General features: G+C 56.4%; 18 protein-coding genes, 1 tRNA gene and 2 pseudogenes. 19 read left to right on the top strand and 2 right to left on the bottom strand.

Annotated features, from left to right (window positions below):
• Positions 1 to 145: 145 nt before the first annotated feature.
• The 8 genes from ACNAZS_RS04735 (at position 146) to ACNAZS_RS04700 (ending at position 7,017) form a co-directional block, all read left to right on the top strand.
• Positions 146 to 1,663: a YifB family Mg chelatase-like AAA ATPase gene (locus ACNAZS_RS04735; RefSeq protein ID WP_415786644.1), complete on the top strand. Its 1,518-nt coding sequence runs from the start codon at positions 146 to 148 to the stop codon at positions 1,661 to 1,663.
• 177 nt (positions 1,664 to 1,840) lie between these two features.
• Positions 1,841 to 2,038 carry a 50S ribosomal protein L35 gene (gene rpmI, locus ACNAZS_RS04730; protein ID WP_415786642.1) on the top strand — a complete coding sequence of 66 codons (198 nt, stop codon included), beginning with the start codon at positions 1,841 to 1,843 and terminating at the stop codon, positions 2,036 to 2,038.
• 15 nt (positions 2,039 to 2,053) lie between these two features.
• Positions 2,054 to 2,413 carry a 50S ribosomal protein L20 gene (gene rplT, locus ACNAZS_RS04725; protein WP_415786640.1) on the top strand — a complete coding sequence of 120 codons (360 nt, stop codon included), beginning with the start codon at positions 2,054 to 2,056 and terminating at the stop codon, positions 2,411 to 2,413.
• Between the two features lie 149 nt (positions 2,414 to 2,562).
• Positions 2,563 to 3,585, top strand: coding sequence for a phenylalanine--tRNA ligase subunit alpha (gene pheS / locus ACNAZS_RS04720; RefSeq protein ID WP_415786638.1), 1,023 nt, complete (start codon positions 2,563 to 2,565; stop codon positions 3,583 to 3,585).
• Positions 3,586 to 3,598: 13 nt separating this feature from the next.
• Complete coding sequence (gene pheT, locus ACNAZS_RS04715) at positions 3,599 to 6,016, top strand: phenylalanine--tRNA ligase subunit beta (RefSeq protein ID WP_415786636.1); 2,418 nt, start codon at positions 3,599 to 3,601, stop codon at positions 6,014 to 6,016.
• Between the two features lie 3 nt (positions 6,017 to 6,019).
• Entirely contained in the window at positions 6,020 to 6,361 is a 342-nt protein-coding gene (locus tag ACNAZS_RS04710) for an integration host factor subunit alpha (protein ID WP_415786634.1), read from the top strand.
• A 57-nt stretch (positions 6,362 to 6,418) separates the two neighbouring features.
• On the top strand, positions 6,419 to 6,862 hold the full coding sequence (locus tag ACNAZS_RS04705; protein ID WP_415786632.1) for a MerR family transcriptional regulator: 444 nt from the start codon (positions 6,419 to 6,421) through the stop codon (positions 6,860 to 6,862).
• Positions 6,863 to 6,940: 78 nt separating this feature from the next.
• A tRNA-Pro gene (locus tag ACNAZS_RS04700) sits at positions 6,941 to 7,017 on the top strand.
• A gap of 1,391 nt (positions 7,018 to 8,408) precedes the next feature.
• Here the strand turns inward: ACNAZS_RS04700 and ACNAZS_RS04695 are convergent.
• Positions 8,409 to 8,837, bottom strand: a complete 429-nt coding sequence (locus ACNAZS_RS04695; RefSeq protein WP_415786630.1) for an ester cyclase — start codon at positions 8,835 to 8,837, stop codon at positions 8,409 to 8,411.
• 201 nt (positions 8,838 to 9,038) lie between these two features.
• Here ACNAZS_RS04695 and ACNAZS_RS04690 point away from each other — a divergent pair.
• Positions 9,039 to 9,244 (top strand): annotated as a pseudogene (locus ACNAZS_RS04690) (integrase core domain-containing protein); the annotation flags it as partial.
• 210 nt (positions 9,245 to 9,454) lie between these two features.
• Positions 9,455 to 9,907, top strand: coding sequence for a bleomycin resistance protein (locus ACNAZS_RS04685; protein WP_415786628.1), 453 nt, complete (start codon positions 9,455 to 9,457; stop codon positions 9,905 to 9,907).
• 36 nt (positions 9,908 to 9,943) lie between these two features.
• Here the strand turns inward: ACNAZS_RS04685 and ACNAZS_RS04680 are convergent, their stop codons facing one another.
• Positions 9,944 to 11,116, bottom strand: coding sequence for a CaiB/BaiF CoA transferase family protein (locus tag ACNAZS_RS04680; RefSeq protein ID WP_415786626.1), 1,173 nt, complete (start codon positions 11,114 to 11,116; stop codon positions 9,944 to 9,946).
• A 429-nt stretch (positions 11,117 to 11,545) separates the two neighbouring features.
• Here ACNAZS_RS04680 and ACNAZS_RS04675 point away from each other — a divergent pair, with 429 nt between their 5' ends.
• The 9 genes and pseudogenes from ACNAZS_RS04675 to ACNAZS_RS04635 all read left to right on the top strand — a co-directional run bounded on the left by ACNAZS_RS04675 (position 11,546) and on the right by ACNAZS_RS04635 (position 20,335).
• Complete coding sequence (locus ACNAZS_RS04675; protein WP_415786624.1) at positions 11,546 to 12,694, top strand: acyl-CoA dehydrogenase family protein; 1,149 nt, start codon at positions 11,546 to 11,548, stop codon at positions 12,692 to 12,694.
• Complete coding sequence (locus tag ACNAZS_RS04670; protein WP_415786622.1) at positions 12,691 to 13,734, top strand: acyl-CoA dehydrogenase family protein; 1,044 nt, start codon at positions 12,691 to 12,693, stop codon at positions 13,732 to 13,734. Before ACNAZS_RS04675 ends, ACNAZS_RS04670 begins: the two co-directional genes overlap by 4 nt.
• 21 nt (positions 13,735 to 13,755) lie before the next feature.
• Complete coding sequence (locus ACNAZS_RS04665) at positions 13,756 to 14,535, top strand: enoyl-CoA hydratase/isomerase family protein (protein WP_415786620.1); 780 nt, start codon at positions 13,756 to 13,758, stop codon at positions 14,533 to 14,535.
• Between the two features lie 91 nt (positions 14,536 to 14,626).
• Positions 14,627 to 15,862, top strand: coding sequence for a CaiB/BaiF CoA transferase family protein (locus tag ACNAZS_RS04660; RefSeq protein WP_415786618.1), 1,236 nt, complete (start codon positions 14,627 to 14,629; stop codon positions 15,860 to 15,862).
• Between the two features lie 61 nt (positions 15,863 to 15,923).
• Entirely contained in the window at positions 15,924 to 16,925 is a 1,002-nt protein-coding gene (locus tag ACNAZS_RS04655) for a tripartite tricarboxylate transporter substrate binding protein (RefSeq protein WP_415786616.1), read from the top strand.
• A 146-nt stretch (positions 16,926 to 17,071) separates the two neighbouring features.
• Positions 17,072 to 17,296 (top strand): annotated as a pseudogene (locus tag ACNAZS_RS04650) (helix-turn-helix domain-containing protein); the annotation flags it as partial.
• Between the two features lie 48 nt (positions 17,297 to 17,344).
• On the top strand, positions 17,345 to 17,908 hold the full coding sequence (locus tag ACNAZS_RS04645; protein WP_415787093.1) for an IclR family transcriptional regulator domain-containing protein: 564 nt from the start codon (positions 17,345 to 17,347) through the stop codon (positions 17,906 to 17,908).
• Positions 17,909 to 18,268: 360 nt separating this feature from the next.
• Positions 18,269 to 19,456 carry a lipid-transfer protein gene (locus ACNAZS_RS04640; RefSeq protein WP_415786614.1) on the top strand — a complete coding sequence of 396 codons (1,188 nt, stop codon included), beginning with the start codon at positions 18,269 to 18,271 and terminating at the stop codon, positions 19,454 to 19,456.
• Positions 19,457 to 19,501: 45 nt separating this feature from the next.
• On the top strand, positions 19,502 to 20,335 hold the full coding sequence (locus ACNAZS_RS04635) for an SDR family NAD(P)-dependent oxidoreductase (protein ID WP_415786612.1): 834 nt from the start codon (positions 19,502 to 19,504) through the stop codon (positions 20,333 to 20,335).
• The last annotated feature ends 73 nt before the right edge of the window (positions 20,336 to 20,408 follow it).

The following is a 20,408-nucleotide window of genomic DNA, read 5'->3' as shown; positions in this document are numbered from 1 at the left end:
TTGGGGCGGCCATGCGATCAAAATGAGCGTGCGTCGGCATCAATGGCTATTTTGTGGCTGAAAAGGTGACATTGCTGTCCTGCTAGCGCCGCCCAAGCGGCACCGGCTTACGCATACTGGCGGCTCTTTGATATTTGGGGCCACCATGACTCTCGCCATACTCGCCAGCCGTGCTCTGTCCGGCGCTGATGCGTCGGCGGTGCGCGTGGAAACCCATCTGGGGGCGGGGCTGCCGGCCTTTACGGTTGTGGGCTTGCCCGACACCGAGGTCCGGGAAAGCCGCGAGCGGGTGCGCGCCGCGATTCTCAATAGCGGTTTTGAATTTCCAAATGGCCGCATCACCGTCAATTTGTCGCCCGCCGATCTGCCCAAGGCATCGGCGCGTTTTGATCTGCCTATTGCGCTGGGTGTGCTGCTGGCCTCGGGCCAGATTGCCGTGCCCGGTGCGCGTGGCGACGTCGCGCCGCAAGGCCTGCAGGACATGGTGTTTGCGGGAGAGCTATCGCTGACCGGCGCGTTGGTGTCCGCTGGCGCGCCGTTGGCCTTGGCGCTGGCCGTCGCACGCGATCAGCCGGGGGCCACCATGGTGTTGCCGACCGTCAGCGCGGCGGTGGCGGCGTGGGTACCCGGTTTGTTGGTGCTCGCGGCCGATACCCTGGCGGACGTGGCCGCGCATCTGGCAGGCAGTGCGGCGTTGCCCGCCGCGCAGCCGAAGGCCTGGGCAGAGGCCGCCATGCCGCCCTGTTTGTCCGATGTGCGGGGCCAGCCGATGGCCCGGCGCGCACTCGAGGTGACGGCGGCAGGCCGGCATAGCCTATTAATGATAGGCCCGCCCGGGGCAGGCAAAAGCATGCTGGCGCAACGGCTGCCGGGGCTATTGCCACCTCTATCGCGTCTGCAGGCGCTCGAGGCCGCGGCCCTGGCGGGGTTGACGGGCAGCCAAACCGTATTGCAGGGGCAGCCCGCTTTTCGAGCGCCGCATCACGGTGCAACCGCCGCGGCGCTGATCGGTGGCGGCGCCTACCCGCGTCCCGGCGAAATCAGCCTGGCACACCACGGTGTCTTGTTTCTGGACGAATTGCCCGAGTTTGACCGCCGGTCATTGGAATCGCTGCGCGAACCGCTGGAGACGGGCAGGGTAGCGATCGCGAGGGCCAGGCATACGGTGCAATACCCGGCCCGTTTTCAACTGATCGCCGCCATGAATCCCTGTCCATGTGGTTGGCGAGGGCATCCGGGCCGGCCGTGTCGCTGTACGCCCGATCAGGTCACCCGTTATGTGGGGAAATTGTCCGGTCCGTTGCTGGACCGGCTCGATCTCTTGATCGAGCTGCCCGCCACCGGCACCGATTGCCTTACCGAGCCGCCCGGCGAGCCTTCCGCGCCCGTGCGAGAGCGCGTAGCCCGCTGCCGAGAGCGGCAACAGCAGCGCCAGGGGTGCGCGAATGCGGAACTACAAGGGTCGGATATCGATGCCTGTTGCGAACTCGACACCGAAGGCCAGCATCTGCTGCACCAGGCCATGCATCGCCTGCATGGCTCGGCGCGTTCCACGCATCGGGTCCTGAGAGTGGCCCGCACGGTGGCGGACCTGGACGAACAACCCCGCGTCCTGGTCCGTCATGTGGCCGAGGCGCTGCAGTATCGTTGTCGGCTACGATAATTGAATTGGACAATCGCCCCAAAACCACCATATAATCAAGGGCTTTCCCCGGTTCGCCAGGGAGAAAACAGAAGTGGTGCCAGGTTCGGCAAGTCTTGTTGTGCCGGCGGGGCGGAATGCCAGCCAGTGCGTCAGGCACCTGTGTATCCATATAAATTAACAAACGTAGGAATCATCATGCCCAAGATGAAAACCAAGAAAAGCGCCGCAAAGCGCTTTCAGGTTCGCGGCAGCGGATCCATCAAGCGTGGCCATGCTTTCAAGCGCCACATCCTGACCAAGAAAACCACGAAGAACAAGCGTCAACTGCGCGGTTCGACTGCGGTCCATGAAACCAATGTGGCCTCCGTCAAGGCCATGATGCCTTTCGCTTGATAAAGGAGATCCACTATGCCTCGCGTTAAACGTGGTGTTACAGCCCGTGCTCGTCACAAAAAAGTCATTGCCGCCGCCAAGGGTTACCGTGGCCGCCGCGGTAATGTTTTCCGTATCGCCAAGCAGGCGGTCATGCGTGCAGGCCAATATGCCTATCGCGACCGTCGCAACAAGAAGCGCACGTTCCGTGCCCTGTGGATCACCCGTATCAACGCCGCTGTGCGTGAACAGGGTATGAGCTACAGCGTGTTCATCGCTGGTCTGAAAAAGGCTTCGATCGAACTCGACCGCAAGGTCCTGGCCGATCTGGCCGTGCGCGACAAGGCTGGTTTTGCCGCCATTGTGCAGCAGGCCAGGGCAGCATTGTCTGCCTAACGTGCGCTGATCGTATCGTGCATCGCTGCAAACGGGGCTTATCGGCCCCGTTTGTATTTTGTCGGGGATGATCGCCCTCGACAAAACACCCCCCAAAGGGGGCAGCAAGCCGCCAGGCACAGTGTGGGGTTTTTTTTAGGTTATGTTCCATGACTCTATTGGCTGACGACCTGGTTTCCCAGGCCCGAGAACGATTCGCTGCGGCAACGGATGCTGCCGCCCTGGAAAATGCCAAAGCGCGCTTTCTAGGCAAAGAGGGCGCACTGACCATGCTGCTCAAGGGATTGGGCAAGCTCGAACCCGAACAGAAACGCGTCATGGGCGCGCGCATCAACCAGGCCAAACAGCAGATCGAAGCGCTGCTGAACCAGCGCCGCGCCGAGCTGGTGCAGGCAGAGCTCAATGCTCGCCTGGCTGCCGAAACCATCGATGTCACCTTGCCGGGCCGTGGTCGTGGCATGGGCGGCATTCACCCCGTGGCTCGCAGTTGGGAACGCGTCGAGGAAATCTTCCGCTCTATCGGTTTTGACGTGGCCGACGGTCCCGAAATCGAAAACGACTGGACCAATTTCACCGCGCTGAACAATCCCCTGGATCATCCGGCGCGGTCCATGCAGGACACGTTCTACGTCGACATGCAAGACGGCGATGGCTTGCCGCTGCTGCTGCGCACGCACACCAGCCCCATGCAGGTGCGCTATGCCCGCATGCACAAGCCGCCTATCAAAGTCATTGCCCCGGGACGCACCTATCGCGTGGATAGCGATGCCACCCATTCACCGATGTTTCATCAGGTCGAGGGGCTCTGGATCGCCGAGGACATCTCCTTTGCCGACCTGAAAGGCGTCTATACCGATTTCCTGCGCCGCTTCTTCGAAAGCGACGATCTGGTCGTGCGATTCCGCCCCTCGTTTTTCCCATTCACCGAGCCCTCCGCCGAGATCGACATGATGTTCACGTCGGGTCCCAATCGCGGACGCTGGCTCGAGATCTCTGGTTCGGGCCAAGTGCACCCGCAAGTCGTGCGCAACTTCGGGTTGGACCCCGAGCGTTACATTGGCTTTGCGTTCGGCTCCGGCCTCGAGCGCCTGACGATGTTGCGCTACGGCGTCAACGACTTGCGCCAGTTCTACGAAGGCGACCTGCGCTTTTTGCGCCAGTTCAACGAATAACCGACGGCTGATCATGCAATTTCCTGAGTCTTGGCTACGTGCCCTGGTTAATCCCGAGATCACAACCGACGAACTGGCTCATCGCCTCACGATGGCTGGCCTGGAAGTCGAAGAAACCGCGCCGGCCGCGCCGCCCTTCACGGGCGTGGTCGTGGCCCATATTGTGTCGATCGAGCCGCATCCCGATGCCGACAAACTGCGTGTTTGCCAGGTTGATGATGGTTCCGGTGAACTGCTGCAAATCGTTTGCGGTGCTCCCAATGCGGCGCAGGGCTTGACTGTACCGTTGGCCCGTGTTGGTGCCGAACTGCCCGGTGGCATGCAAATTGGCGTCGCTAAAATGCGTGGCGTGCCTTCGGCGGGCATGCTGTGTTCCGCGCGCGAATTGGGCCTGTCCCAAGATCACGCCGGTCTGCTCGAGCTGCCCGGCAGCCTGGCCCCGGGTCAGTCGTTGCGCGAAGCGCTCGATCTGGACGACACGCTGTTTACCCTCAAGCTCACGCCTAACCGCGCCGATTGCCTGTCGATTCTTGGCGTGGCGCGCGAGGTCGCAGCCCTGACGGGCGCGCCCTTGTCGGTGCCCACCGCCGTTGCCGTACCCGTGTCGCTGCAGGATCGCCTGCCGGTCAATGTCTCCGCACCCGACCTGTGCGGCCGTTTCGCGGGTCGTGTGATCCGTGGCGTCAACGCACGCGCCGCCACGCCCGCTTGGATGAAAAACCGCCTCGAACGGGCAGGCCAGCGGTCGGTATCGGCGCTCGTTGATATCTCCAACTACGTCATGCTCGAATTGGGACGCCCGTCCCACGTGTTCGATCTGGACAAGATTGGCGGCGACGTCGATGTACGCTGGGCACGCGACGGCGAAAGCCTGACGCTGCTCAACGGCCAGACCGTAGAGCTGAGCCCCAAGGTCGGCGTGGTGGTCGCGGGCGATCAAGTCGAAAGCCTGGCCGGCATCATGGGGGGCGAAGCCACCTCCGTGACGCTAGACACCACCAATATTTATGTCGAGGCGGCGTTCTGGTGGCCCGAGGCCATCGCCGGTCGCGCACGTCGCTACAAATTCAGCTCCGAAGCCAGCCATCGCTTCGAGCGCGGCGTCGACTACGCCAGCATTCCCGAGCACCTGGAATTCATCTCGCGCCTGATCATCGATATCTGCGGCGGCCAAGCCGGCCCCGTCGATGACCAGATCGTCAATCTGCCGCGTCGCGAACCCGTGCGCATGCGCCTGTCGCGTTGCCACCGTGTGCTGGGTGTCGACGTGACGCAAACCGAGGTCGCACAGATCTTCTCGAGCCTGGGTCTGTCGTTCCAGGTCGAGGGCGATGACTTCACGGTCGAGCCGCCTTCCTATCGTTTCGATATCGAGATCGAAGAAGACCTGATCGAAGAAGTCGCCCGTATCTACGGTTTCGAGCGTCTGCCCAGTGTGCCGCCCATGGCGCGCGCCGAGATGTTCTCGCAACCCGAAGATCGCCGTGGCCCGCATACCTTGCGCCGTCTCGCCGCAGCCCAAGACTACCAAGAGGTCGTCAACTACAGCTTTGTCGAGGCCGACTGGGAACGTGATTACGCTGGTAATGACAATCCCGTGCGCCTGCTCAACCCGATCGCGAGCCATCTGTCGGTCATGCGTTCGAGCTTGATCGCCGGCTTGGTGGCCAACATCCACTACAACGCCAACCGCAAGCAATCGCGCGTCCGCGTCTTCGAACTGGGTCGCGTGTTCCTGCGCGATGCGGCCCAGCAAGACGGCCCGCTCGCGGTCGCCGGTGTCCGCCAGCCATTGCGTTTGGCCGGTGCTGCCTGGGGGCCCTCCGTCGAAGAGCAGTGGGGCACGCCGATACGCCAGGTTGACTTTTACGACGTCAAAATGGATGTACTGGCGTTGTTCGGCGCCCGTGCCAGTGGACTGCGTTTCGAGGCGGCAGAACATCCCGCGATGCATCCGGGCCGCAGCGCGCGTATTGACCTCGATGGCCAGCCGGTCGGCTGGATCGGTGAACTGCACCCGCGTTGGGCGCAACAAGCCGATCTGCCGCACGCGCCCGTGGTTTTCGAGCTCGAGGTCGACGCCCTGTCACAGGGTCAACTGCCCCAGGTACGCGAGCTGTCGCGTCAACCCGTCGTGGTTCGCGACCTGGCGCTGTGGGTCGATTTGCCGGTCAACGCGCAGGCCATATTGGATACAGTGACCGCAACAATCGCTGCAGATGCTACATTGGCTGTAATAAAGGACGCGCAGTTATTCGACGTATGGCGGGACAAGCCTCAGCATGGCCGGCCCGTCACCGAAAAAAGCCTCGCGTTCCGTTTCTGGCTGCAGGACACTGAAGTCACGCTGGACGAAGCCCGCGTTGCCGATTGTTTGGCCCGAATCACTCAGGCCCTGGTCAGCGCCCACGGCGCACGCCAACGTACTTGAACCATGAGGACCGCTATGCTTGCCGAGGCACGTACGCTGACGAAAGCCGAACTCGCTGAGTTATTGTTCGAGCGAGTGGGGCTGAATAAACGCGAAGCCAAAGACATCGTCGATACTTTCTTCGAAGAAATCCGCGATGCCCTGGCGCGCGGCGACGCTGTCAAGCTCTCGGGCTTTGGCAATTTTCAGGTGCGCAACAAGCCCCCCCGTCCCGGGCGCAACCCCAAGACAGGCGAGACCATACCCATCGCGGCACGGCGTGTCGTCACGTTTCATGCCAGCCAAAAATTGAAAAGTGTGGTCGAACAAGTAGAGCCGGCGACTGCGAATCCTCACGCGGAGTGATACGCTTTGTCGGCAATTGTTATCGGCTTATCGTCTATCACGGCATAAAATCCCCCTATGACTCGTCCCGAACCCTCCGTTGCGCTGCCGCCCATTCCCGCCAAACGTTACTTCACCATTGGTGAGGTCAGCGATCTTTGTCTCGTCAAGCCACACGTGCTTCGCTATTGGGAACAGGAATTCACGCAGCTGAGCCCGGTCAAGCGCCGTGGTAATCGTCGCTACTATCAGCACCACGAAGTCCTGCTGATCCGCCGTATTCGTTCCTTGCTCTACGAGCAAGGCTTCACGATCAGCGGCGCGCGCAATCGTCTCGGCGACTCACGCGATACCGTGCATGATCAAGACGCCGCCGTACGCCTGAGCGGCGCGGAGATTCAGTCCTTGCGCAACGAGTTGAGCAACATCTCCGCGATGCTCGCCGAGGCGCTGAACACGCAGTCGTCGGGCAGCGCGGGGCAGGGCAATACGGCTGCACAATCAGGCGGCAACGCATCGTAAAAAATTTCGCGTTCCCCTTTCAAAAAGGCCTGCATTTCGATGCAGGCCTTTTTTAGTTCTGATATACTCTTTTTCTTTCGGGGCGTAGCGCAGCCTGGTAGCGCACTTGCATGGGGTGCAAGGGGTCGCGAGTTCGAATCCCGCCGTCCCGACCAGCAATACCGAGGGAGTTAGTGATATTAGTCACTAACTCCCTTTTCCTTTTGCGTGACTTCATCTACGCAATCCGCCGCTTCAGCATCGTCAATGCGGGTGTATGCGTTGTGGTCGCTGCAATCTTGTCTGCATACTCGATCCACTTGCCGATCTCGGCCGCAGAATAGTGCGACGTCACGCTTCGGTATTACACCGGCGCTAACAAATTAGCCCTCCCAATAGCCCAAAAGAAAACCGCTAGGAGGCGCCGGCCCTTGCGCTGGGTGACGCGCCTGGCTGACGTTGGCCGTACTCTAGAGTGGGGCGGGTGGCATAGAATGGGGGTTCAAAACAGCTTGAGGGGGCCCGCATGATTTCTGAGAACCTTCCCCGCTTTGTTGCCGTCGCACTGCTGATTGTGGGCTTGACAGGATGCGCACATAAGAATGAGGCAGGACAGACGGAGGGGAGCGTGGAGATGTACGGCACGGTCGATGTTGGAGTTGGCGGCACATCAACTCGGTAGGCAAAAGAAAACCGCCCGGAGGCGGTCTATGGTTCTAGATCTATGTGCTGAATCGTTGGTCCTCTTCTGTTCTCCCAGTTGGGATAACGATACGTTGAGGAACTTAAATAACTCGAATCGTGCGGACTTCTCGATAGTTCCAACGAGTTCGACGAAGTACTTTGCATTTCTAGCCGACAGTAGCGCAAACGGGGCGTGATCGCCGAGAATATTGTCTGAAAAGCCCGCCTCCTCAGAAAAGTAGAGACTACGGACCTCAAATTCTTCAAGGTGGTATCCGCAGGCGGAAAACCCATTCGATAGCCAAGTTCAAGGCGTCGAGCCGCGCGTTCCCCAATAGCCGCAGTCCCCGACAGAATTTGAGAAAAATAACTTTTCTCCTTTGCTGGGACGCCATGGATTTGTGTCCACGCACGGAGGTTGGCCTTTCGAATATCTTGGATGTTCATGGGCAAAGTTTATAAGACACTAAATTAGTAAACACTTGACCATACGGTTTGGTAAAAACGGAACTGGGTCATGGATCTGAAAACTTACCTAACGAAAAGCCCGCGCGGGACCGCCGCATCACTTGCGAAGTCGCTCGCTATCTCTCCGTCTTATTTGTCGCAGATCGCTTCCGGCTGGAGTTTGCGACTAAGCAGCTATCGTTTCAGATGGGGTATTTGCCAATGCCAGAGCGGCACATGGCAAGCGCAGCAACTATTTAGTCTAGACTCGTTGCCAAAGCGTCTAGCCCGAATCATAATAAATCCCGCAGACTGTCGAGTTGTCAGCCGAATTTATGAGCCTCGCCATGTGCGGGGTTTTTTCTGGGCGCTCGAGCTGCCTCTTCTTCCTTTGGGAACTTGACTGCCTGTGTTTTCGGAAGCAGGCATGTTCCTTTTACAGCTGCGCCTCGATGGCTACTTTGTCTAACACCGACCATACGTTTCGAATCTTCCCGTCTAGAAACTCATAAAAGACATTCTCAGAGAATTGAACCTTCTTCCCGTTGATGGGCAGTTCAAGAAATGTACCTTTTGGCGAGCAATCGAAATTTAAACGTGCGGCAACAGTGCCTGAGTCCGCAACCAGTAGCTGAACATTGAAATGGAGATCGGGGATTTGGACGTAGTCATTTTCCAACAGAGCTTTGTAGCCTGAGAGTCCAATGGGTTGATTGTTGTAATGCAGGTCTTCATGGACAAATTGTTCTAGCTCTGGCCACGCTTGCTCATTCAGGCATGCGATGTAGTCTCTATATATTTTGGAGAGATTTTCGCTGCTCACAGTAGCTTCCTTTAAGTGCGCTCTGAAGGTGAGGCGGGACATTTAGATTGATCTTCACTATAGCACCGCGACTTGTACCTGCTTTGCGTCAACGAAGAGGCTTTCACGCCCCGCCTGAGTCTGCCTGACCTGCTCCCCATGATTAGTACGAAATCGATGTAGAGTCCGTTCTTAAAGAACGGCAATGAAGAAGCGATTTACGGAAGAACAAATTCTTGGCGTGCTCAAAGAGGCCGATGCAGGTACATTGAAAGTTTCAACGGGAAATTCCGTGATGAATGCTTGAACGAGCACTGGTTCATGTCGTTGCGCCAAGCCAATCCTTGATCGAGGACTGGCGCGTCGAGTACAACACCGACAGGCCACATAGCGCACTTGGATATTTAACACCCGAGCAGTTTGCTCAGGCCCACACACAACGAAAATTATTAACCCTGGACTCTATCTAGAAACCGTACTAAGTCCGGGGGCAGGTCACTTTTCATTTCTGGTGACTTTTGTCCCACTGCGCGTCGCAGTTCTGTGATGATCGAGTGAGATAAGGCTGCCCACGAATTGGCCGCTGTGACCAACTTTATTCTACTTTTGCAGTCTCGTCTTGTTCGCAACTGCAGGTGGGTATGATCCGAAACGCACTCCCCCTAATCAACATGCAAATAATGAAAACCATGGAACCGCGTTGGGCAACCGTCGTCCCCGAATTACTCGTTACCAACCTGTCGCAGAGCCTTCGGTTTTGGGTGGGCCTGTGTGGTTTTTCAGTTGCCTATAGCAGATTGGACGAGGGGTTTACTTATCTAGATCGAGCGGGCGCGCAGGTGATGCTAGAGGAACAAGGAATCATAAGAAACTGGGTCACGGGTCCGATGGAACGACCGTTTGGCAGGGGTGTCAATCTTCAAATAACCGTGAGCGACATTGATCCGATCGTCGACGATCTCCGGCGTGCAGACTGGGCACTTTTTCTTGAACCCGAGGTTAAGTGGTATCGCGCGGATTCAACGGAACTGGGTGTTCGCCAATTTATTGTTCAAGACCCGGATGGGTATCTATTGCGGTTCTCATCACGACATGGCGAACGACCTGCCAAACATATTCCCGCTCATCCTTGAGTCTCATTTAATTTTCGATACGGCCCAGTTTCAGCGTTAAAGGGGATGCTCGGGGTGATCGCTATCACTGTTCAGTAGGGCGGCGAGCCAATCTTTGATCTCGGCTTCAGGTAGCCATTTCGCCAACGCACTGACGAAGTTGTCCGGTGTTGCTACTTCCGGTACGCGCGGGATCGGGTTGGGAGTACGTGAAAAGCGAGGGGCGGGCGTCGGCTGTACTATGCCATCGATTTCAATGAAGGAGCCGCGGGCTTTTAGTTGAGGGTGTTGCGGTGCCTCGCACATGTTTAGTACCGGCGCGAAGCAGGCATCGGTGCCTTCTAGTAGCGCGCACCATGCGTCTCGGGGTTGAGTCTTGAACGTCGCCGCGAAAACCTCGCGCAGACGGGGCCAGTTACTTCGATCCATGTGATGGCCGAACTCTTGGGGCTCGAAGCCCAGGCGTTGCAGTAGTTCGTTATGGAAGCGTTTCTCGATCGGCCCGATGGATATCCATTTGTCGTCTTGGCACTGGTAGACGTCGTAGAACGGTGCGCCCGAATCCAGAATGTTAGTGCCGCGTTCTAACGACCATCTGCCACTGGCTATTGCTCCATAAAAGGACGTTGAGAGGTTGATGGCACCTTCAACGATGCACGCGTCTACCACCTGGCCCAGGCCTGAGCTGTACGATTCGTGCACTGCGGCCAGCACACCGGCAACCATGAACATCGCACCGCCAGCCATGTCACCCATCAGGGCGAGTGGCACTGTCGGCGGCTGTCCCGCTCGTCCGATGGCATCGAGCACGCCACCAATGGAGATGTAGTTGATGTCATGACCGGCGGACTGGGCGAGCGGGCCGTCCTGGCCCCAGCCGGTCATGCGCCCATACACCAGGCGAGGGTTGCGTTGCAGACATACGTCTGGCCCCAATCCCAGTCGCTCGGTTACCCCAGGCCGAAAGCCCTCGATCAAGACGTCGGCGCTTTTTACCAAGCGTAGTACCAGTTCGACTGCTTTTGGGTTTTTCAGATCGAGCTGGATGTTGTCGCGACTGCGTCGAAGTAGCTGATACTGGATGTCGCCTTTGGGCGTGCCCAGATCGGCCACGACTGTGCGGTCGACGCGCAGGACGGTTGCGCCCATGCCGGCCAGCACCGTGCCGGCCATTGGCGTCGGGCCAATGCCGGCAAGCTCTATGATTTTCAGGTTAGCGAGTGGCCCCATGGCAGTCATTGTCCTCTTCTGGTGACGTGGCGACTCATTCGGTGCCGATGTCGGCGGCGATACCCGGTTGCCCGCGGTGTGCGATATCTTCCACGAGAGAAAACTATTCTTGGTTTCTCACCGTTGATGGCGTAAGAGACAAAGTATTAACGCTATATCGGCCAATCACAATTTCTGTATTCCGAACTGTGCAATACATGACAGTGCAAGCTCAGAGCTTTCGGTGTCAGCATGTTGACAAAACGCCTGAGCAATATGTTCGGGTGCGGTGGATCGGGTGGCCGGCGTTGATATGCATCCTCACTTCGGTTCGATGCTGACCGATATTCCATGTTGCGGAATAAGGGGGTGGCGGCAAAGTGGAGCCTAGAGAATACTGAAATGGTCGATGAGCCGAATCGGCCGCATTTTTCACATAAAAGAAGCTCTATGGATATAGCACCACAGATTGCCATCAAACCCGCCAGCAGTACGCCGGCACAAGAACAAGTCCGACGTGAAATACGGCAATTTCTGGCCGAAAACCTAGGACCAAGAGATTCGCGTTCGGCTTGGTATTGGAATGAGTTCTGTCCTGAGTTCACCCGAAAATTAGGGGAAGCGGGTTGGTTGGGAATGACTTGGCCCAAGCAGTATGGTGGGCGTGATCGCCCGATGTTGGAGCGCTTCGTGGTGTTAGAGGAGCTACTAGCCGTAGGCGCTCCTCTGTCCGCACATTGGGTGGCCGAACGACAGTGTGGTCCGTTGCTCATGCGCTATGGAACACCTGAGCTGTGCGACGCTATTGTGCCGCGCATAGCTAAAGGCGAGATCTATTTCTGCATTGGCCTGAGCGAGCCTGATTCGGGCTCCGATCTGGCTTCTATCCGTACGCGTGCTGAGCGCGTGTCTGGGGGGTGGGTCATCAATGGAAGCAAAGTTTGGACGTCTCATGCGCATAAGACTCACTATATGAGCGCACTGGTACGCACCGCACAAGGCTTGCCGAGTAAACACGCTGGCTTGTCTCAGTTCGTGGTGGATATGAAATCACCCAATATTACCGTCCGCCCGATTCGGAACATGGTGGGAGGCGATGGCTTTGCCGAGGTAATTTTTGACGATGTCTTCGTACCGGATACCCATCTGATCGGTCAAGAAGGTGAGGGGTGGAAGCAGGTCACTACTGAACTGGTCTTCGAGCGCAGCGGCCCCGATCGCTATCTAAGCAGCCTTCCTCTGTTGTCGGAGATGCTGGACCGCGCCGATGAAAACGATCGGTTGCAAGCCGTGGAATTGGGCTTAGCCCTGGCGGAACTAAGCAATCTGCGTGCTATGTCGCGCGGCATTGGTCAAATGCTCACGTGTGGAGAAGACCCGCGTCTGGCCACGTCGATAGTGAAAGACCTGGGCGGTGTGCACGAGCAGAGCATTCCACAGTTGGCACACAAGCTGTTTGGCGAAGAACTGCGGCAAGCCGGCGATTCGTTCCAGCGCGCGCAGACGTTCTGGACGCAATATTCCGTTTGCTATTCGATCCGCGGAGGAACGCGTGAAATTCTGCGAGGAATCGTCGCAAAAGGGTTGGGACTGAAATGAGTGAGCTGGAAATCATGCTGGCAGAAAGTGCCGGTCGAATTTTTGCAAACGAAGTGACTGTCGCTCAAATCGAGCTCATGGAGTCCGGTCAATGGTCGACGGAACTCTGGGCTCAGCTTGAAGATAGTGGACTCACGCGTGTGTTGGTTACCGAGAGCGACGAAGGCGCGTCTGCTTCATGGAGCGAAGCATTACCCGTATTGCTGGCAGCAAGCAAGAACTTAACGCCCGTGGCTTTTGTTGAAACGGTCCTTGCGGGCTGGATCCTGAGTCAACTGGGTATTGCTGTGCCGCGTGGGGCCATGTGTCTTGCCTTGCCAAAAGGCGAAGTGGAATTCGCGTCACATGGAGCAGGGTACTTTACGGGCAAAGTCTCGGCCCCATGGGGACGTTGTATCAAACACGTGCTGGTTGCTGTGCGCAATGAGAGCGACGATTCCCCAGTATGGCTGCTGTTGCCCTCCGAAGGCGTACAGGTCGAACAGGCGACGAACGCCGCCGCAGAACCTCGCGACACACTGGTGTTCGAGGGGACTCCAGTTGTCGCACAGTGCAGAGGATATGGGGGCGATCCAAAGCTGCTTGGTGCTTTGTTGACGTCCATTCAGATATCAGGCGTGCTAGAGCGCATTTTGAATCAAAGCGTGCAGTATGCGAGTGACCGGGTGCAGTTTGGAAAGCCTATCGGGAAATTTCAGGCGATTCAGCAACAGCTGAGTTTGATGGCCAATCATGTGGTGGCTGCACGCATGGCCGTTGCTACGGCCTGTGACGCGATGGAGAGTCCCAATTGGGAGCGCCAGGCGATGATCGCCAAGGTCGTGTGCGGTCAAGCCGCCAGCGTAGTAGCAGGTATTGCGCACCAAGTGCATGGCGCGATCGGATTCACTTACGAGCACACACTGCACTTTGCCACTCGTCGTTTGTGGTCCTGGCGTGCTGAGTTTGGCGGCGATTCTGAATGGGCGGAAAAATTGGGGCGCGAGGCGATCGCTCGAGGCGGCAAGGCTCTGTGGGCCGACCTGACGATCTATCACTGAAACGCGCAGGGAGATTTACTCGTGAACGATATCAAAAACAACGATTTGTCTGTGCAATGCGACCAGTTTGTCGCCACTGTCACGATTCTCCGTTCGCCGCATAACCACCTTGACGCGCAACTGGTTGCTCAGTTGGCGGACGCGTTCGAGAAACTAGATGAAGACTCAAAATGCCGAACGATCGTGGTGGCTGCTGAAGGCAAGTCTTTCTGTGCCGGAGCCGACTTCTCCAAGCCGCGTGAGGGCGGAACTATCGTGCGCTCGGGAGGCAACATCTACAAGCAGGCGGCGCGCCTGTTTCGCACGCGCAAGCCGATTATTGCGGCGGTGCATGGTGCGGCGATTGGAGGAGGCCTGGGTCTGGCCATGATGGCTGACTTTCGAGTCACCTGTGATCAGGCACGTTTTAGCGCCAACTTTACTCGCCTTGGGACTCACCCGGGCTTCGGGCTGACAGCGACGCTGCCACGTGCGATCGGCCATCAGCAGACGGCGTTGTTGATCTATACAGGTCGCCGTATTAGTGGCGCTGAGGCTGTACGCATAGGTTTGGCTGACGTGCTGGTGCAGCAGTCGGAAGTAGGACATGCAGCTTGGCAGTTGGCGAAGGAAATTGCGGCGTCGGCGCCGAAATCTGTGATGTCAGTGCGGGAAACGTTGCGGCGTGGTCTGGCGGAGGAAGTAGAGCGCGCAACAGAGCGCGAACTTACCGAACAATCCTGGCAGTTTTTGATGGACGATTTCAAGGAGGGTTCGGCCGCCATGTTGCAGCGTGTCATGCCGAATTTTCGTGGCCAGTGAACTTTGCCTTCTGGATGGGATAAGCACGCTGCGCGAGTAGACGCGTTGTTTATCTGAATAAGCCTTCTAGCTTTTTTAAAAGTTGACCAATATGAGCTGTATTCCCGGCCGCCCGCCCCTGAAAGGCTTGCGGGTCGTTGATCTCAGTACTGTAATGTTTGGCCCGTTTGCCAGCCGTTGGCTGGCTGACTACGGTGCCGACGTTATCAAGGTAGAGTCTCCCGAAGGCGATTCGACACGCACGACCGGAGTCGCGCGAGAGCGAGGCCTGGCCGGTAGCTATATAACCATTAATCGAAACAAGCGCAGCGTTGTTTTGAATCTTAAGCAGGCCGCGGGGCGTGACGCTTTGTTCAAGCTGCTCGACGGTGCCGACGTGTTTATGCACAACATCAGGCCGCAGAAAATTCGGGCGTTAGGGCTTGATTCCGAAACGATCCGAACGCGCTTTCCGCGTCTCATTTGCGTCAGCCTGACCGGATTTTCCGAGGTAGGACCTTATAGTGGCCGACCGGCCTACGATGACATCATCCAGGGTATGTGCGGTTTGGCTGACCTGATGCGTCGACAAACGGACGAAATGCAATATCTGCCAACCGTGGCAGCCGACAAGATCTCTGGCTTGGTGGGTGGCCTAGCGATTCTGACCGCACTCTGGGCGCGTGAGCGAACAGGTGAAGGCCAGGCCGTCGAAGTACCGATGTTCGAAAGCATGGTCGACTTCACGCTGCTTGAGCATAGGGGAGGCAATGCCTTCGTACCACCCGAAAGTGGCATCGGCTATGCGCGTGTCTTGGCACGCTGGCGTCGTCCTTATCGCACGCTAGATGGATATGTGTGCTTGATGCCCTATACCACCGCTCAATGGGAACGCTTCTTTACTGAGATCGGAAAGAAGGAGTTGGCTGTTGATTCACGGTTTCAGTCCATGGCGAGCCGAACTCAACACATTGAAGCCCTGTACGCAATTGTTGGCGACGCCGCGACAACACGCACGTCACAGGACTGGCTTGATACTTGCCAACGTTTGGATATTCCTTCTGGCCCTATCACCGATTTGGATCGAGTGCTCGATGACCCGCATTTGAACGCTGTCGGTTTTTTCCAAGATCTACCCGAAGCGGACAACAAGGGCTCCGCCCGGCTGAGTACGCCGGGTGTGCGTTTCAACGGCCAATTGCCGGTGCTCCATTCTGTTAGCCGTCTGGGGCAAGATACGCGGCAAGTGCTCAAAGAGGCGGGACTCGATGAGGGGGAAATTGAGGCTCTCCTTTCTTGCGGCGCTGCCTACGAATCCATGCCGCAGAAGAGTGAGATCGGTAAATGAACTGCCGATTGTCGGTATTGCGAATTTTCCTAATTTAATCAAGCAAAAACTGGAGACGCACATGAGTTCATCTGAACATTCATACCGTGCTGGTCGTCGTAAGTTCTCAAGCTCGTTGATTCTATCCTTGCTTGGGGCCAGGCTTATGGCATTTCCGTTGATCGCAAACGCGGATTCCTTTCCGACAAGGACAATACGAATTGTTGTTTCGGTTGGGGCCGGAAGCGGAGGAGATACGACGGTCCGATATGTGGCCGATCTGTTGCAAGAAAAGTTGAAAGTTCCGGTTATCGTGGAAAATAAGCCAGGGGCTGATTCATGGATTGCCACACAAAGCGTTCTGCAAGCGCCGGCAGATGGCTACAGCATAATTCTGACTAGCTTGTCGCTCGTTACGGTTCCTTTTACAAACGAGGCGGCAAAGTATGATCCGATGGAAGATATCATTCCGATCGGAATGACTAGCCGAACGCCAGCGATGATCGTTACATCGGAGAATTCAAGATTTAAATCGCTGGACGAACTTCTTGGCGAGTCGAAAGAGAACTCAAATTCTATTAATTTTGCTGCGTACGCGAATAGCTATCGTATTGGTGTCAAGTATTTTGAAAAAATTTCCGATTCAAAATTTACTCTCATCAACTACAAAGCATTCGGACAGGTCATTAATGATTTGATGGGACAGACGATAGATGCTGCGTTGGTTGACGGTGGCGCTGCGCTACCTTTGATACGGTCGGGCAGGCTGCGAGCCCTTGCGATAGCGGGGGATCAGAGACTGGGTTCTTTGCCGGAAGTCCCAACGGTCCGGGAGATTTTGAAAAAGGACTACGAGTTATTTGTCTGGACGGGGTTTGGCGTAAAGAAGGGTACGCCGGCAGATGTGATCAAAAAACTTAAATCCGGCTTGGCGGAAGTATTCAGTATGGGCGAATATAAAGATTACTTTCGAAAAAACAGGCCTGAGTCTGACAATGTTGGAAATACCGGAAAGTATTCCGATGACTATTATCGGAATGAAATTAGCAAGTACAGAAAAATAATCAAATCCATCGAGCTCTAGGAATGATCTTTGGAGGGACTTTTAAAAACCCGGACCATAGGCTAGAGGAGTTAACGCTGGCTGGTATCGTCATAGGATCAGAAGCTCCACGCTTCAGAATCAACTCCCCCAGTTCAAGGTATTTTTATCTTAATCCCTAGGCTCAGATGGACAAGGAAAATACGCCCTTTTCGACGCGCCGCCTGACACGCGAAAGCGGCGCATTCACTCGTACTTCCGGTAGAGCGCAATCATTGGAGCGCGGCTTGGGTCTTTTGCGTGCATTCGCCGCAGGCGCGCCGATATTGACGAATGCACAGCTAGCGGAGCGCACGAATCTACCCCGTTCAACCGTAAGTCGTTTGACCCACTCTCTGGTCATGTCAGGATTTCTGGAGTACGAACGTGGTTCAGAGGGGTATCGCCTTGGACCGGTAGTTTTGGCACTTGCGCGTACCTTTCATGTGGGTCGTTCCGAACTGAATCTAGCGTTGCCGTTAATGCGCCAGGTTGCCACAGGGTTGCGGGTGAATGTGGCGCTGTCGATCGCGGATGATCTTTCGATGATTTACCTTGATACCTTTCGTGAATCACGAGGACCGTTGCGACGTGAGATTGCGGCCGGCAAACGGCTTTCCATGGCCACGAGTTCGGCGGGCCACTCCTACATCGGATCTCTGCGAGGCCCGCCACAAAGGGATCTGTTGGCACGGCTGGCGAAGGCCAGCGGTCAAAAATGGCCAGAGCACCAGGCGGCTATCAAGAAGTCACTGACCATGTTGGCTCGCTACGGCTATTGCCATTCCACTTCACTGGGCCTTGAGGGTATTGCTTGCACGCTAGTTGGTCCCGACGGTATTACGTATGCCGTTAGCTTAAGTGTTTCCACTGGAGACCTGGACGGAGGAAAAATGGTTTCGCATTTTGTCCCGGTTCTGCATAAGCTCGTGGCGGATATTCAGGCTGTCTGGAGCGAGTACGAACAGTCGGGCGCACGAAACTGAGTCAAGGTGTCGTGGCGCGTATTCGCGCATCATCTCGCGAGGCCCAAGTTTGCGGCCGAGCAGCAGGCTGATATTCCGCTTCTTGGAACAGATGGATGGAAATCTGGCACAAGTACAGGAATACTCGCAACTCAACGAGACGGCAGACCGTACGCTTATGAAAATAAGGTCACCGGATAGCCTAGGTATTGGAATTCTCTTCAACGCCCACTCGAAAGCATGAGACGGCTGATTGAAGGATTAGGCTGATGAAATCATTCCGGCGTTGGTCATCACAGAACCCAGTGGTGGCTCTGCCGTGAAGATGCTGCACCACTGCCTTTCTGATTCACGGAGTTTATTCATGGTAGGAGTTAAGAAATGCTTGAAAAAGTAATTGTTGGCGGTGTGGGCATGATTCAATTTTCCAAGCCTGGCGCCAGCCCGAGTTACGTGGAGATGGCAGCCGAAGCCGTGCGCCTCGCCCTTAACGACGCCGGGCTAAGCTACGACAAGGTACAACAAGCTTATGTTGGCTACGTCTACGGCGATTCCACATGTGGCCAGTCAGCGCTGTATGAAATAGGCATGAGCGGAATTCCGATTGTGAATGTCAACAACAATTGCGCAACCGGCTCGACCGCGCTGTACTTGGCGCGTCAGATGGTGGAACTGGGAGGAGCAGACTGCGTACTGGCACTGGGCTTCGAACAAATGCAACCGGGCGCACTTAAATCACATTGGGATGACCGTCCTCGGACGCGAGCGCGTTTTATGTCGATCGTGAATGAGCTCACAAGCGATGTACCAGATTTGCCACTAGCGCTTCGTAACTTTGGTGGTGCAGGGCGCGAACACATGCAGCGATATGGCACCAAGATGGATACGTTTGCTGCTATCCGTGCTAAGGCTAGCCGCCATGCTGCCAATAATCCATTGGCAATCTTCAAGAAAATCCTCACTACAGAAGAAGTGATGAGCGATAAGGTTATGTGGCCCGGTGTCATGACGCGCCTTATGGCGTGTCCGCCCACTTGTGGTGCGGCCGCCGCACTCATTGTTTCGGAGCGTTTCGCCAAAAAACATGGTCTGCGTAGTGATGTGCAAATACTAGCTCAAGCTCTGACCACAGACTCCGAGGATGCTTACGACCCGCCTTCGATGATCAGTTTTGTCGGTTCGCACATGACCCAGGCGGCTGCCATGCACGTCTACGAAGCAGCCGGCGTAGGCCCGGAAGACATCAAGGTGTGTGAGCTGCATGATTGCTTTGCACACAATGAACTGTTGACTTACGAAGCTCTGGGCCTTTGTCCCGTCGGAGAGGGCGAGAAGTTCGTCATGGATGGTGACAACACGTTCGGCGGAAAAGTGGTGACCAATCCATCAGGTGGATTGTTGTCCAAAGGGCACCCGCTCGGCGCCACGGGTTTGGCGCAATGCTATGAATTGACGAATCAGCTACGTGGTACGGCCGACAAACGACAGGTCACCGGGGTGAAACTTGCCCTGCAGCACAACATCGGCTTGGGCGGCGCTTGTGTGGTGACCCTGTATGGCAAGAATTAAGACTTATTGCAGCTTTTAAACCGGATCAGAGGAGGGAACATCATTATGAGTAAACCGTTGGAGGGCAAAGTTGGCATCGTTACTGGCGCTGGTCGAGGTATCGGGAAGGCCACTGCGCTCAAGTTCGCACGGGAAGGTGCCAATGTGGTCGTCAACGATCTTGATGAGGATTCGTGCAATGAAGTGGTGGCCGAAATCGAAGCAATGGGAAGAAAAGGGATGGCGTTTCCATATAGTGTGACAAAGCCTGATTTCGGTACGCGTTTGGTGCAGGCTACGCTGGATCGCCTTGGTGCTATCGACATCATTGTCAATAACGCTGGCTACACGTGGGACAACGTTATACAGAAGATGACTGACGAACAGTTCGAAGCGATCATCGACTGCCATCTGAAGGCGCCGTTCCGGCTGCTGCGCGCTGTGCAACCTTACTTCCGTGATATGAGCAAAGCGGAGGCCGACCAGAGCAAGGAAGTGTTCCGTAAGGTGGTCAATATTTCATCGATCTCCGGTACACAGGGCAACGCCGGGCAAATCAACTACGCATCGGCTAAGTCAGGTGTCATGGGTTTGACAAAGACGCTGGCTAAGGAGTGGGGACGCCTCAGGGTTAACGTCAACTGCGTAGCCTACGGAGCAATCGCCACACGTCTGACGGAGCGAGTCCCGGAAAAAAAGACCATTATGGTGGATGGACACGAGGTAAAGGTGGGTATTCCTGTCAACCCAAGTGCACAACCTCTGTCGGCCACGATTCCGTTTGGTCGTATGGGAACTGTGGAAGAGGCTGCGGGCGCGATCTACATGTTCTGCATCCCTGAGTCAGATTACGTTACCGGTCAAACCATAATTTGCGGAGGCGGGCGCGGCGGCTTCTGAGCGAACAGCAAAATGACTGCGTCGCGTAGGTTGCACAGCCCACATTGCGGATTGGTACGGGCTTTTCAACCGC

This window comes from Bordetella tumulicola (genome assembly GCF_965138755.1).
Taxonomy (GTDB): Bacteria; Pseudomonadota; Gammaproteobacteria; order Burkholderiales; family Burkholderiaceae_B; genus Bordetella_A; species Bordetella_A tumulicola.
The sequence above is the reverse complement of the archived record's forward strand: the minus strand, read 5'-3'. Positions and strand labels throughout refer to the sequence as shown.